Consider the following 14674-nt stretch of genomic DNA (forward strand, 5'->3'; position numbering starts at 1 on the left):
TCGGTCGGCGCGATACATAGGGACGGTGCCGCCATGTGTAAAGCGAAATGGGCCAGCCTCAGGCTGGCCCGTTCGGACGTTTGAATTCGTCAGTAAAGGCCGCCGCCGCCGTCCTGGATGGCCTGGTTGGCCTGCGGCGACAGTGCCCCGCCGGAAGCGTTGGAGCCGTCGGCGCCCATGCCGATCACCCAGTAGCTGTCGGCGGGGCCGGTGCCCGGCTTGAAGGCCTCGATGATGGTGCCGGGATCGCCCGAGGAGGCGCGCATGCCGGTCTTGCGGTTGATGGCGATCAGATTCATGCCGTCGGGCACCTTGAAGTCGACATTGGGCGTGCCGTCCAGCGCCACGCGCATGAAATCCTTGAAGATCGGGGCGGCAAGGCCGCCACCGGTGGCGCCATGGCCAAGGCCGCGCGGCGTGTCGTAGCCCATGTAGAGACCAACCACGAGGTTCGGCGTATAGCCGATGAACCAGGCGTCCTTCTCGTCATTGGTGGTGCCGGTCTTGCCGGCGATGTGGCGGCCAAGCTCGCCGATGGTGGCGCCTGTGCCGCGCTGGACGACACCTTCCATCATCGAGGTGATCTGGTAGGCGGTCATCGGATCGAGCACCTGCTCGGAATTGTCGACCAGTTCCGGCTCCGGCTGGTTTTTCCATTCAGGCGCGTTGCAGCCTTCGCAGCCACGCTCATCCTGCTTGAACACCGTCTTGCCGTAGCGGTCCTGGATGCGGTCAATCAGCGTCGGTTTGATCGACTTGCCGCCATTGGCCATGATCGAATAGGCCGAAACCATGCGCATGACGGTCGTCTCGCCCGAACCCAGCGCCATCGGCAGGTATGGCGCCAGATGATCATAGACGCCGAAGCGCTCGGCATATTCGACGACCAGCTTCATGCCCATGTCATTGGCAAGCCGCACCGTCATAAGGTTGCGCGACTTCTCGATGCCGGAACGCAGCGTTGCCGGGCCGGCGACCGTGCCGTCATAGTTCTTCGGCGTCCAGGTTGTGTTGCCGCTCTGGATGGTGATCGGTCCGTCCATGATTACCGAGGCCGGGGTATAACCATTGTCGAGCGCGGCCGAATAGACGATCGGCTTGAACGACGAGCCCGGCTGGCGCATCGCCTGCGTGGCACGGTTGAATTCGGATTGCGAATAAGAGAAACCGCCGACCATGGCCAGCACGCGGCCGGTGTGCGGATCCATCGCGATCAGGCCACCTGCCACCTCGGGAACCTGGCGCAAGCTGTAGGTATTGTCGGAACCGTCGTTCTTCTGGACGAAGATGACGTCGCCCGGCTTCAGCACGTCGGCCGGCGACCTGGCCTTGACCGTCTTGCCGTCGACCACATGGCGCATGGCAAAGCCCATGTCTTCCTTGCTGACGGTGCCTTCGACGCGTTCCTTCACGATATCGCCCGACGCCTGGCGTGCGGGCTGAAGGCCGATCGACAGCCCGGACGCCGAACTGTCGAGCACGACGGCCAGCGACCACTCGGGAACGTCTTCCAGTCCCTTGACGGCACCCAATGGCACACCCCAGTCGCCGGAGACGTCGATCGTCTTCACCGGCCCGCGATAGCCGCGCAAAGTATCGTATTTCATCAACCCATTCTGCATCGCCTTGCGGGCAATGAGCTGGACCTTCGGGTCAAGGGTGGTGCGAATCGACAGCCCGCCCTCATAGAGGGCGTTCTCGCCGTAGCGGGCGATGATCTGCCGACGAACCTCTTCCGTGAAATACTCGCCGGCGAAAAGGTAGGAGCCGGTGCGGCGCGGAGCAACGCCAAGCGGCTCGGCCTTCGCTTTCGCGCCCTCTTCGGGCGTAACGTAACCGTTTTCGACCATCTGGCCGATCACCCAGTTTCGCCGTTCAATTGCCCGGTCGGCGTGCTTGAAGGGATTGTAGTTGGCCGGACCTTTCGGGAGCGATGCCAGATAAGCGGCCTCGGCCACGGTCAGTTCGTTCACCGATTTATCGAAGTAGGTCAGTGCGGCACCGGCAACGCCATAGGCATTGAAGCCGAAGAAAATCTCATTGAGATAGAGCTCGAGGATACGATCCTTGGAATAGGCCTGCTCGATGCGGAACGAAAGGATGGCTTCCTTGACCTTGCGTTCCAGGGAGCGCTCGTTGGTCAGCAGGAAGTTCTTGGCAACCTGTTGGGTGATCGTCGAGCCGCCCTGCATGGGGCCACCCGAAACGTAAGTCATCACCGCTCTGCCCAACCCCGTTATGTCGACACCAGGGTGGCTGTAGAAGTTCTTGTCCTCCGCGGACAGGAAGGCAGCCTTGACGCGATCCGGGATGGCCTGGATCGGCAAATAAAGGCGCCGTTCCCGTGCATACTCCGCCATCAGCGCGCCATCCGAGGCATGGATACGGGTGGTCACCGGAGGCTCGTACTTGGCCAGCACTTCGTAGTCTGGCAGATCCTTTGCCACATGGCCGATGTAAAGGGCAACGCCCGCCGCGGCCAGGAGGGCCAGCGTCGTGCCGATGCCGAAGAAATAGCCAATGAGACGAATCATACCCGCTCCAGTCCTTGGTTCGGGAATTTCCTAAACGAAGCCGCCTTCCACGCAAGCTTTCGAGCCGGTCCCAACCCGTAATCGAAAACCCATGTCGCCACCATGTGGACAAAATACGGCAGGGCCGCGTTTCGCGGCCGCAAGCCGGAAATAAAAGCGGCGAGTGTTGTCATCCCGCAACGCCGCCTCTGGTTGCAGGCGCTGCCGGGCATTGTCAACCTCCGGTTCGGGCCCCGGCACGGGCGGAAGCGAACAACGCGACGGCGTTGGTGATGCTTTGCGCTGCCTTGCCGCGCCACTCGGTGTCGAGCAGTTGCGCCTCGTCCTTGGCGTTGGAGAGATAGCCGAGCTCGACCAGCACGGACGGCACGTCCGGGGCCTTCAGCACCTTGAATCCGGCCGAACGCTGCGGATTGTTGATAAGGCCGACGCTGGTCGAGAGCTGACCGACCAAGGTGTGGGCAAAACTCATCGAGAAATTGTGCGTCTCGCGGCGGATCAGGTCGATCAGGATGTCAGTCACTTCCTTGTTGTCGTCCTTGATGACCATGCCGGCGAACTGGTCCGACAGGTTTTCACGGTCGGCAAGCGCCTGTGCTTGAGGGTCGGAAGCCTTGTCGGAGACCGTATAGACAGTGGCGCCGCGGATGCCCTTGACGCTGATCGTGTCGGCATGGATCGAAATAAGCAGATCGGCCTCATGCTGGCGCGCAATGCGGACGCGGTCGTCCAGGCGCAGATATTCATCGGTATCACGGGTCATGAAGACATCGTATCTGCCGACGGCCGCGAGCTTGTCGCGCAGCTCAGTGGCAAAGGCCAGTGTGACGTTCTTCTCGATGGTGCCGTTCAGGCCTTCGGCGCCGCCGTCCACGCCGCCATGGCCGGGGTCGATGACGACGGTGAACCTGTGGCCGGGATTGGAGACAGGTCCCGTGCCGACCCGGCCGCCTTTATCGGTCGAAACCGTGGAACCGGTGGTCAGCGCCTGATTGGCAAGGGCGGCGTCAAACTCACGTTCGGACGCCGCCGACATGTCGATGGCAATGCGGTAGCCGGTTCCTTCCTCGTTCTTGAGCACATCGAGCTTGTCGACGGCGAACGGTCCCTTGCCTGTCAGGATCAGTCGCGAAACGCCCTCGCCGAGTTCGCCGAGCCGCACGCCCTTGACCAGGCCACGCGGCTTCAAATCCTTGGCATCGATGGCAAATCGGGTGTTCGCAAGATCGATGACAAGGCGGTTGGGTCCGCGCAGCAGGAACCATTTGATGTCAGGCTCGCGATCGAAATCCATGACGATGCGCATCTTGGTGGCATCGCCGGCCATTTTGTAGCCCTTCGCCACAAGCGGCGCGTCGGCGGCACTGGCAATCGTGGAAAAGGCGGACGAAAACACCACCAGCAACACGAGATAGAAGGCACGGAGAATCTGGCCGCCAACACGACATCCCTTGTCTGTGAAGTCCGCCAGTCCCATCTCTCTTCTAGTCGCTCCCGCTTTGGCGCCAGGCGCTGGCTCGTTTAGTCGAAGTGCCGGTTAGGCCGCGAACTCGATTAACGATTGGTATCCAGAGAAGGTTAACCAAGCCTTTTCACGCAAGGATCGGAACCAGGCTTACGCTACGGAACTGCTTTTTGCCGGCATCGGAAATCGGGGTTGCCTTCCAACCCGCCAAATCATAAAAGCGATGGTGGATCACTGCAATCCTGGAACCGCCCTCCTCCGCAGCTTCCTGCTACAGGGTCAGATGAAAGGCGGCTCCTTTCGCTTCACGCGAAAAGGCTTCAGGTGATTGCGACGAATTTCGCAGGTGTGCTCCCGTGGCGGGGGAATCGCCTGCGTGAGGAAAACGGCCGGGTTTGTTCCCGCGCCGGCTCTGTATGAGCAAACAAGCTGGTCCGGTTTCCGGGCTTTGGTTCAAAAGGTTCTGCTGGTGACGATGGCTTCAAGCGCAATCATGGAAAGGTCCGCATCAAACCGCGCCAATATGGCTGCGGGCGGCACCGCCATGACACGCAGGCAGCGTCCGGCGGACGTTCAATTATCCGGCACCCACTCTCATCCAGACACACAGCAGCGGGCTTTGCCCCGCCAGCTGCGGCTGACGGCTGCCGGGGGGAAACGAAATAATGCCCAACAAAATGCTGATAGACGCCTCCCACCCGGAGGAAACACGCGTAGTCGTCGTACGCGGTAACCGTATCGAAGAATTCGACTTTGAATCCCAGGACAAGAAGCAGCTCAAAGGAAACATTTACCTCGCCCGCGTAACGCGCGTCGAACCCTCCCTTCAGGCAGCCTTTGTCGAATATGGCGGCAACCGTCACGGTTTTCTCGCCTTCAGTGAAATACACCCCGATTACTACCAGATTCCGGTCGCCGACCGTCAGGCACTGCTGCGTGCGGAAGCGCAGGAGGCCGAGGACGAGGAGAACGAGGACGGCGAAGGCGACGATCGCCAGAGCCGGGATCGTGGACGGCGCGGTCGCCGGCGCGGCGGCAAGACCCGCGACCGTGGTGAAAACAGACGCGATGCCGGCACGGCCGATTCCGGCGAGGCAAACGAAGCCGCCGGCGAAACAGACGAAAACAACGACAATGGCCCGGATGCCGTAGCCGAGGACATGTCCGACGTTTCAGGGACCGCGGAATACGCGTCCGATGCCTCGGAAGACGCCGGCGCATCCGAACATGACGGTGGTTCTTCCGAACAGGATGAAAACGAGGCCAGCGAGGGAGGCCCCAAGTCGATCGCCGCCTCCGTCGAAGGCGATGTGATTTCCGAACCCGTCCCGCAGGCGGAACAGGGCAGCGAGGCCACTTCCTCCGACAATGATCGCGGGATGCTCGAGGAGGTATCCTCTTCCCATCCAGACGATCATGAGATCGAATCGGTCGGCGCCGAGGACGCGCTCGAGGAAGTGCGCAACCGCCGCAAGCCGGTGCGCCGCCAGTACAAGATCCAGGAAGTGATCAAGCGCCGGCAGATCCTGCTGGTGCAGGTCGTCAAGGAGGAGCGTGGCAACAAGGGGGCGGCGCTCACCACCTACCTGTCTCTTGCCGGCCGCTATTCGGTGTTGATGCCGAACACAGCGCGCGGCGGCGGAATTTCGCGCAAGATCACCAGCGCGGTCGACCGCAAGCGCCTCAAGGAAGTCGTTGCCGATCTCGAAGTGCCGCAAGGCATGGGCGTCATCCTGCGCACCGCCGGCGAGAGCCGCACCAAGGCCGAGATCAAGCGCGACTATGAATATCTGATGCGGCTGTGGGAGAACGTGCGCAGTCTCACGCTGCAGTCCACGGCCCCTGCCCTCGTCTATGAGGAAGGCAGCCTGATCAAGCGCTCGGTGCGCGATCTCTACAACAAGGACATCGACGAGATCCTGGTTTCCGGCGAAGAGGGCTATCGCGAAGCCAAGGACTTCATGCGCATGCTGATGCCGAGCCACGCCAAGGTGGTTCAGCCGTTCCGTGACACGACGCCGATCTTCGTGCGCAACGGTATCGAGGCGCAGCTCGACCGCATGCTGCAGCCGCAAGTGACGCTAAAGAGCGGCGGCTACATCATCATCAACCAGACCGAAGCGCTGGTCGCCATCGACGTCAATTCGGGACGCTCCACCAAGGAGCACTCGATCGAGGACACCGCGCTCCACACCAATCTGGAAGCGGCCGAGGAAGTCGCCCGCCAGCTCCGGCTGCGCGACCTTGCCGGCCTGATCGTCATCGACTTCATCGACATGGAGGAGAACCGCAACAACCGCTCCGTCGAAAAGCGGCTTAAGGATCACCTCAAGAACGACCGCGCCCGCATTCAGGTCGGCCGCATCTCGCATTTCGGCCTGATGGAGATGTCGCGTCAGCGCATCCGCGCCAGCGTGCTGGAATCGACCATGAAGCCGTGCCCGCATTGCGGCGGCACCGGCCATGTGCGCTCCGATTCGTCGGTGGCGCTGATGGTGGTGCGGGCGATCGAGGAGTTCCTGCTCAAGGATTCGCGCAGCCACATCACGGTGCGCACGCCGGCCGCGACCGCGCTCTACGTGCTTAACCACAAGCGCGGCACGCTGGTGGAACTGGAAAGCCGCTTCGGCCTGACCGTCACCATCGAGGCCGACGATGCGGTCGGTGCCCAGCACTACGCGATCTTCCGCGGCGCGCTGGCCGAAAAGCCGGAAGGCTTCGTCGAGGCGCGCAGCCTGCCGGCCTATGTCGAGCCGGAAGAGCCCGAGGACGAGATTGTCGTTGTCGAGGAAGATGACGAAGCACCGGTACCGGCCGAGCAACCACGGCACGCCCAGCCGTCACAGCATCAGCAGCCCAGATCCGGCGAGGAAGGCGAAGGCCGCGACCGCAAGCGCCGCAAGCGTCGCAGGCGGCGCGGCGGCAAGGATCGCGAACGCGAGCATGGCGCCCCGACGGACGGCGCGTCCCTCTCCACGTCGGATGACGGCTTCACCGCGTCGGAAGGCGCGGCGGACCATGACGATGCCGAGGCACACGACGAGGCTGCGGTCGCCGCAAGCGAGACCGTCGAAACGGCGGAAGCATCCGACGATGGCCAGGGCAAGAAGCGCCGGCGCGGCAAGCGCGGTGGCAAGCGCAATCGTCGCGAAGACGGTGAAGGCGAGACCGAGGCGGCGGCAGGCGAAACGACCGAGCCTGCCGAAGCTGACGCTTCCCTGAGCGAGCCTGCGGCGATCGAGCCGGTGGCTGCCGCTGCCGTCGAAGAACCGGCGGCTCCAGTCAGCGATGAGGTGCCAAGCACCGAGAAGCCCAAGAAGCCACGCCGCGCAGCCAAGCCGAAGAAGGCAGCAGCCGAGGCCGTCGCCGGGGAGCCGACCGCGGAAGTGGCACTCGCCGAAACGCCAGCCACGGCATCGGACGAGGCGGCGGTCGCCGGAGAGACACCGAAAGCCCGGCCATCACGCCGCAAGGCGGCAGCCGCCGATACACCTGTCGTACCGGTGGTTTCCTCGACCGTCGCCGATGAGCCGGAAGCCAAGACCGAAGAAAAGCCCAAGCGTGCCGGCTGGTGGCAGCGGAAAGGCTTTTTCTAAGTTTTTCAAGTGCTTGAATTGGTTTTCTAACAAAAACAATCCCGCGCCGATCGAAACGAACGGCGCGGGATTTTTCATATCCGGCAGGTCGTGATCCCTATGGCGCGAAGATCGACCAGTTCATCATCCTGGCTAGCTTTTCCAGCGCGAGCGAACCCAGCTTGGAATTGCCGTTGGCGTTGAGGCCGGGCGACCAGACGGCGAGCGAAGCGACACCCGGCACAATACCCAATATGCCGCCGCCGACGCCGCTCTTGCCGGGGATACCGACACGGAAGGCGAAATCGCCGGAGCCGTCATAGTGGCCGCAGGTCAGCATCATGGCGCCGATGCGCCGCGCCCGCTCCGCCGACACCACGGAATGTCCGGTTGCCGGGTTCTTGCCGCCATTGGCGAGAAAGCGGCCGGCCATCGCCAACTGTCGGCAGCTCATGGCGATGGCGCAATGGTGGAAATAGACACCCAGCGCCAGTTCCGGCGCATGATGGAGATTGCCGAAGGATTTCATATAATTGGCGAGCGCAAAGTTGCGGTAGCCGGTGGCGCGTTCCGACGCCGCGACCTCGCGGTCGATGATGATTGTCTCATCGTCGCAGAGGAACTGGATGAAGCGCAGGATCTCGCCGATCGCCTCGCGCGGCTGGTGGCCTGCAAGCAGGATGTCGGAAATGACGATGGCGCCGGCATTGATGAACGGGTTGCGCGGAATGCCGTTCTCATGCTCGAGCTGGACAATCGAGTTGAACGGGTTGCCGGAGGGCTCGCGCCCCACCCGCTTCCACAATGCGTCGCCGACATTGCCGAGCGCCAGCGTCAGGGTGAACACCTTCGAGATGCTCTGGATCGAAAAAGCCTGGTCGGCATCGCCGGCCACCAGCGTGCGGCCGTCATTGGTAACGGCCGCGATGCCGAATTTCTTCGGATCGACCTTGCCCAATTGGGGAATATAGGTCGCGACATCGCCGCGATCGGTGCGTTCAGCCATTTCCGCCGCGACTTCCGCCAGCGCCTGTTCGAGCGGCATGGCGTTACCTCAACCAGCGTTCGATGCGCGCCATCGCCTCGACCATGTCGTCGTGGCTGCCGGCATAGGAAAACCGCATCGTGCGGTGCCCCGCCCGAGTGTCGAAGTCGCGGCCGGGCGTCGCCGCCACATGCGCCTCGGCCAGCATCTTGCGGGCAAAGGCCATGCTGTCATTGCTGTGCCGGGTGACATCGCAAAAGGCATAGAAGGCGCCATCCATGGGTGCCGCCAGGGGAAAACCCAGCTCCGGGAGACGCTTCATCAAGAGCTCGCGATTCCAGGCATAGCGCCGTTTTACCGCCTCCAATTCCTCGGTTGCGGCAAAGGCCTCGATCGCCGCGATCTGTGACAGCTCCGGCGGCGAGATGTAGAGGCTCTGGCCGATGCGTTCGACGGGGCGCACGAGTTCGTCCGGCAACACCATCCAGCCGATGCGCCAGCCGGTCATGCAGTAGTATTTCGAGAAAGAGTTGATCACAGTCACGCTGTTGCTAAAGGCGAGAGCCGTGGTGTCGGGGGCGCTATAGGCCAGCCGATGGTAGATCTCATCGGAAATGACGGCGATACCGAGCGACTCCGCCGTGGTGACCAGGATCGCCAGCTCGTCGGCCGGTATGACGGCGCCGGTCGGATTGGCCGGACTTGCAAACAGCACGCCCTTCAGCGGCTTCTCGCGATGCGCGGCCTCCAGATGGCCGGCATGCAGATAAGCCGCGTCACCGAGCTCGATTTCGACCACGTCGATGCCGAGGGCTGCCATGATGTTGCGATAGGCGGGGTAGCCGGGAGCGGCGATGGCGACCCGATCGCCTGGATCGAACATCGCCAGGAAGGCAAGATTGAAGGCCGCCGACGATCCGGTGGTCACCGCGATCCGGCCGGGGTCGACATCGAGGCCATAATGATCCGCGCAGTGCCCGGCAATCGCCTTGCGCAGCGAGGCCAGACCCAAGGTGTCGGTATAGCCTATGCGTCCATCCTCCAGTGCCTTGGCCGCGGCGGCGCGAACCCGTACAGGCGCTGGATCGGATGGCTGGCCAACCGCCATGGAGATCACCGGTATGCCTAGGGCCTTCAGCCGGTTCGCTTCGGCCAGCACATCCATGGCGTGGAACGGCTCGACATTGCCGCGATGGGAGAGCGAAACGACCATTTTTACCCCTGTCCCGAGGATTGAGCGCGCCAGGTCCTGACGCATGCGCCGCACAAATGCCCGATTGATGTGAGGATCACAAGTTGAGGAAGTTTTTCAGGCGCCGACTTTTCATCTTTCGCCCGCTCGTCTACCAGTGGACACATTATGTTGAGCCGACCCAGATCGACGATTGCCAACGCGGCGCGTGTCTTCGCGACGATTTCGCTTGCCACCGCAGTTGCCGTGGCCGGTTCGGTGGCCGCCTTCGCCCAGGGCGTGCCAGTCGTACGCGACGCCGAGATCGAAGCTCTGGTGCGCGATTATGCACGGCCGATCTTCAAGGCGGCCGGGCTCGCGAATGACGGCATCGACATCGTGCTGGTCAACGATTCCAGCTTCAACGCCTTCGTCACCGGGCGCCGGCTGTTCATCAACACCGGCGCACTGATGACGGCTGAGACGCCGAACGAAATCATCGGCGTCATCGCGCACGAAGCAGGCCATATCGCCGGCGGCCACCAGCAGAAACTGCGCGAACAGCTCGAACGCGCCAAGACAATGGCCATCATCGCCAGCTTGCTCGGTGCCGGCGCCATGGTTGCCGGTGCGACCACCAACAGCCGCGGCCTTGCCGGCGCCGGCATGGGCGTGGCGGCTGGCGGCGGCGAGATGGCGCAGCGCAGCATCCTCGCCTATCAGCGCACCGAGGAAATCACGGCCGACCGCTCGGCCATCACCTATCTCAACGCCACCGGCCAGTCCGGCATGGGCATGCTGAAGACCTTCCACCGCTTCCAGACAGCGCTGTCGCTGTCGGGCGCGCAAGTCGATCCCTACCGGATCAGCCATCCCATGCCGCAGGACCGCATCGCCAACCTCGAAGTGCTGGTCAAGCAGAGCCCCAATGTCGACAAGCTCGACCCGCCGACGCTGCAGCAGCGCCACGACATGATGCGGGTGAAGATTGCCGTCTACATGGAGGGCCAGGCCGCCGCGGCGCGGCTGATCCAAAAGATGCGGGGCAGCATGGCGGCGCTCTATGGCGATGCCCAGTCGACCTATCTCTACGGCAATCTCGCCTCGGCGCTCGCCAAGACCAACGCCCTGATCAAGGCGCAGCCCAAGAATGCCTACTTCCAGGAACTGCGCGGCGATATATTGATGAAAGCGAACAAGCCCAAGGATGCGGCCGACGCCTACGCCAAGGCGGTCAGCCTCGATCCGGCACGGTCCGGCCTGCTGCCTGTCTCGCTTGGCCAGGCGCTGATGGCGGTCGGCACGCCCGACTCGCTCAAGAAAGCTGTCGTGCAGATCAACAATGGCCTGGGGCGCGACAAGGAAAATTCCACCGGCTATCGTTATCTGGCACAGGCTTACGGCGAGCTGGGAGACATACCGGGCGCCGAGCTTGCCACCGCCGAAGGCCATTTCTATTCCGGCGACTACAAGGATGCGAAGATCTTCGCCATGCGGGCGCAACAGCAGATGAAGCGCGGTGAGCCACGCTGGATACGCGCCCAGGACATCATAAACTACAAATCATCAGGCAAGAGCCAGTAATCTCATGAACCCTCCGGCCGCGTGCTGCGACAGACCGGAAAACAGGCAGAAGGAACGAGAACAATGAAAAAGGCACTGCTGCTGGGCACCACGGGGGTTGCGGTCGCCCTTGCCATGCTGGCTTTCGGTTTCGTGGCCGGCAGTCCGCAAATTGCGAAGGCCGGAACGGCACAGCCTGTCCAGACGGCTCAGCCTGTCCAGACGGCACAGCCTGTCCAGACGGCACAGCCTGTCCAGACGGCCGGGGCCGACACCAAAATCGACCGCACCGAGGTCGAGGGAATCATCCGCGACTATCTTCTGAAGAATCCGGAAGTGCTGCTCGAAGTGCAGGACGCGCTCGAGGCCAAGCAGAAGGAGGAACAGCGGCTCGCGGCGCTCGGCGTCATCAAGAACGCCAAGGACCAGATCTTCAACTCCACCTTCGACGGCGTCGTCGGCAATCCGAACGGCAAGGCCACGATCGTGGAGTTCTACGACTACAATTGCGGCTTCTGCAAACGCGCCATCGAGGACATGCGGGCCCTGACCAAGTCCGATCCGGATCTGCGTTTCGTGCTCAAGGAATTCCCGATCCTCGGCCCGGATTCGCAGAAGGCCAGCGTCGTTTCGATGGCGTTCCACCTGATGATGCCGGAGAAGTACGGCGAGTTCCACAATGCGCTGCTTGGCGGCCAGGGGCGCGCCACCGAGGCAACAGCGATCAAGATCGCGCTTTCGCTCGGCGCCGACGAGGCGACGCTGCGCGAGAAGATGAAGGACGCGTCGATCCCCGAGGCCTTCTCCAAGACCTACGATCTTGCCAATAAGCTGCAGATCACCGGAACCCCTTCCTACGTCGTCGGCAACGAGGTTGTGTTCGGGGCACTCGGGCAGGAAGTGCTCGCCGAAAAGATCAAGGCGGCGAAAGCCGCGCTTTGACCGGCGAGCGGTTTTTCACGGGCGCATTTCGGCGTGTTGTGGACAGTGAAAGAACGCACTTGCGCTCTTTCCGCAGACGACTATGCCCGGTATAGAGGCCCAGCGCGCCGGCTTGACGCCGGCGCCGGAAAAGGTCGGCTTTCTTGAAAACGGTTTTCGTCCTGAACGGTCCCAATCTCAACGCGCTCGGCAAGCGCGAGCCGGGCATCTATGGCGGCAAGACGCTCGCGGCCATCGCGGACGACTGCAGGCAGGCAGGCAAATCGCTTGGCATCGAGATCGATTTCCGCCAGTCGAACCATGAAGGGGAGCTTGTCGACTGGATCCAGGAAGCCGGCGACAAGGCCGCCGGCATCGTCATCAACCCAGGCGCCTACAGCCATACGTCGATTGCCATCCACGACGCCATCCGCTCGATCGCGCCACTGCCGGTCGCTGAAGTTCACCTTTCCAACATTCACGCGCGGGAACCGTTCCGCCACGTCTCCATGGTCGCGCCGGTCGCTGTCGGCATGATCTGTGGCTTTGGGCCGCTCGGCTACACGCTGGCGCTGCAAGCGCTGGCCGCACGCCTATGACCGGCCAACAAACAGAAGGCTCGAAAATGTCGATAAAGAAGACCGGTGTTGACCAGCAACTGATCCGCGATCTGGCGGGCATACTGAACGACACCAACCTGACCGAGATCGAGGTTGAACTCGGCGACCTGAAGGTTCGGGTGTCACGGCAGGCGCCCACCGTCCATGCGATCGCCGCACCGCAACCGGCCTATGCGCCGGCAGCGGCCGCCCAATCTGCAACGGCGGCTGCCCCGGCCGCTGTCGACGTGTCGAAGAACGCCGTCCCTTCGCCCATGGTCGGCACCGCCTACTTGGCGCCGTCTCCTGACGCAAAGCCGTTCATCGAGATCGGCCAGAAGGTCAAGGAAGGCCAGACGCTGCTGATCATCGAGGCGATGAAGACAATGAACCAGATCCCCTCGCCGCGCGCCGGCACTGTCACGGCGATCCTGTTCGAGGACGCGACGCCGGTCGAATACGGCATGCCGCTCGTCGTGATCGAGTAGAGCGGACCTGATGTTCCAGAAGATCCTCATCGCCAATCGCGGCGAAATCGCGCTCCGGGTGCTGCGCGCCTGCAAGGAACTCGGCATCCAGACCGTGGTGGTGCATTCGACCGCCGACGCTGACGCCATGCATGTCAGGCTCGCCGACGAAAGCGTGTGCATCGGTCCGCCGCCGTCGCGCGACAGCTATCTCAACATTCACCAGATCGTCGCGGCGTGCGAGATCACCGGCGCCGACGCCGTGCATCCGGGCTACGGCTTCCTGTCGGAGAACGCCAAGTTCGCCGACATCCTGGCGGCGCACAACATCACCTTCATCGGCCCGTCCGGCGACCATATCCGCATCATGGGCGACAAGATCGAGGCCAAACGCACGGCAAAGCGCCTCGGCATTCCGGTGGTGCCCGGCTCCGATGGCGCGGTGACCGAAGAAAAGGAAGCCAGGCGCATCGCCGCCGAGATCGGCTATCCCGTTATCATCAAGGCGTCGGCCGGCGGCGGCGGACGCGGCATGAAGGTGGCGCATACCGAGGCAGACCTCGAAATCGCCCTGCAGACGGCGCGCTCGGAAGCCGGCGCGGCCTTCGGCGACGACGCGGTCTACATCGAGAAATATCTGGAGAAACCGCGCCACATCGAGGTGCAGGTGTTCGGCGACGGCTTCGGCGGCGGCGTGCATTTCGGCGAGCGCGACTGTTCGTTGCAACGGCGCCACCAGAAAGTCTGGGAAGAGGCCAATTCGCCGGCGCTCAACGCCGAGGAACGGTCGCGCATCGGCGGCATCTGCGCCAAGGCGATTGCCGATCTCGGCTATTCGGGCGCCGGCACCATCGAGTTCCTGTACGAGAATGGCGAGTTCTATTTCATCGAGATGAATACGCGCCTCCAGGTCGAGCATCCGGTGACGGAAGCGATCACCGGCATCGATCTGGTCCACGAACAGATCCGCGTCGCTTCCGGCGGCGGCCTTTCGGTCAAGCAGGAAGACATCAAGTTCAACGGCCACGCCATCGAATGCCGTATCAACGCCGAGGATCCGCGCACCTTCACCCCCTCGCCCGGCACGATCACCCATTTCCACACGCCCGGCGGCCTCGGCATCCGCGTCGATTCCGGTGTCTATTCCGGCTACAAGATCCCGCCCTACTATGACAGCCTGATCGGCAAGCTGATCGTGCATGGACGCAACCGCGTCGAATGCATGATGCGGCTGCGGCGGGCGCTCGATGAGTTCGTCGTCGACGGGATCAAAACGACATTGCCGCTGTTTCGCGATCTCGTCGGTAATGCCGACATTGCCAATGGCGACTACGACATCCATTGGCTGGAAAAATATCTGGCCAAGGGCGAATAGCCCCAACTTAGCGCTATGA

The 14674-nt window shown here is 62.8% G+C and carries 10 protein-coding genes; 6 read left to right on the forward strand and 4 right to left on the reverse strand.

Features of this window, described 5'->3' with window-relative positions; genetic code table 11:
• Positions 1–89: 89 nt before the first annotated feature.
• A complete protein-coding gene (locus tag FJ434_RS21855; RefSeq protein ID WP_140711480.1) occupies positions 90–2534 on the reverse strand; it encodes a penicillin-binding protein 1A in 2445 nt (814 codons plus the stop codon).
• Positions 2535–2748: 214 nt separating this feature from the next.
• Positions 2749–4011 (reverse strand): N-acetylmuramoyl-L-alanine amidase, encoded by a 1263-nt coding sequence (locus tag FJ434_RS21860; RefSeq protein WP_140751214.1) that lies wholly within the window; start codon positions 4009–4011, stop codon positions 2749–2751.
• Between the two features lie 653 nt (positions 4012–4664).
• Here FJ434_RS21860 and FJ434_RS21865 point away from each other — a divergent pair.
• A complete protein-coding gene (locus tag FJ434_RS21865) occupies positions 4665–7595 on the forward strand; it encodes a ribonuclease E/G (protein WP_140751216.1) in 2931 nt (976 codons plus the stop codon).
• 97 nt (positions 7596–7692) lie between these two features.
• Here FJ434_RS21865 and FJ434_RS21870 read toward each other — a convergent pair whose 3' ends face one another.
• Positions 7693–8619, reverse strand: coding sequence for a glutaminase (locus FJ434_RS21870; RefSeq protein WP_140508812.1), 927 nt, complete (start codon positions 8617–8619; stop codon positions 7693–7695).
• Positions 8620–8623: 4 nt separating this feature from the next.
• Positions 8624–9772: an aminotransferase class I/II-fold pyridoxal phosphate-dependent enzyme gene (locus FJ434_RS21875; protein WP_140751218.1), complete on the reverse strand. Its 1149-nt coding sequence runs from the start codon at positions 9770–9772 to the stop codon at positions 8624–8626.
• Between the two features lie 147 nt (positions 9773–9919).
• Here FJ434_RS21875 and FJ434_RS21880 point away from each other — a divergent pair, with 147 nt between their 5' ends.
• From FJ434_RS21880 to accC, 5 genes are all read left to right on the forward strand, one after another.
• Positions 9920–11314, forward strand: a complete 1395-nt coding sequence (locus tag FJ434_RS21880; RefSeq protein ID WP_140751220.1) for a M48 family metalloprotease — start codon at positions 9920–9922, stop codon at positions 11312–11314.
• A 63-nt stretch (positions 11315–11377) separates the two neighbouring features.
• Positions 11378–12235 (forward strand): DsbA family protein, encoded by an 858-nt coding sequence (locus tag FJ434_RS21885; protein WP_140751222.1) that lies wholly within the window; start codon positions 11378–11380, stop codon positions 12233–12235.
• Between the two features lie 143 nt (positions 12236–12378).
• Complete coding sequence (gene aroQ, locus FJ434_RS21890; protein ID WP_140751224.1) at positions 12379–12813, forward strand: type II 3-dehydroquinate dehydratase; 435 nt, start codon at positions 12379–12381, stop codon at positions 12811–12813.
• 26 nt (positions 12814–12839) lie between these two features.
• On the forward strand, positions 12840–13301 hold the full coding sequence (gene accB / locus FJ434_RS21895) for an acetyl-CoA carboxylase biotin carboxyl carrier protein (RefSeq protein WP_140508805.1): 462 nt from the start codon (positions 12840–12842) through the stop codon (positions 13299–13301).
• A 10-nt stretch (positions 13302–13311) separates the two neighbouring features.
• The gene (accC, locus tag FJ434_RS21900) at positions 13312–14655 is read left to right on the forward strand and encodes an acetyl-CoA carboxylase biotin carboxylase subunit (protein WP_015318039.1); all 1344 of its coding nucleotides are present in this window, start codon (positions 13312–13314) and stop codon (positions 14653–14655) included.
• The last annotated feature ends 19 nt before the right edge of the window (positions 14656–14674 follow it).

The sequence above is a fragment of the Mesorhizobium sp. B2-5-13 genome (assembly GCF_006440535.1).
Classification (GTDB): Bacteria; Pseudomonadota; Alphaproteobacteria; order Rhizobiales; family Rhizobiaceae; genus Mesorhizobium; species Mesorhizobium salmacidum.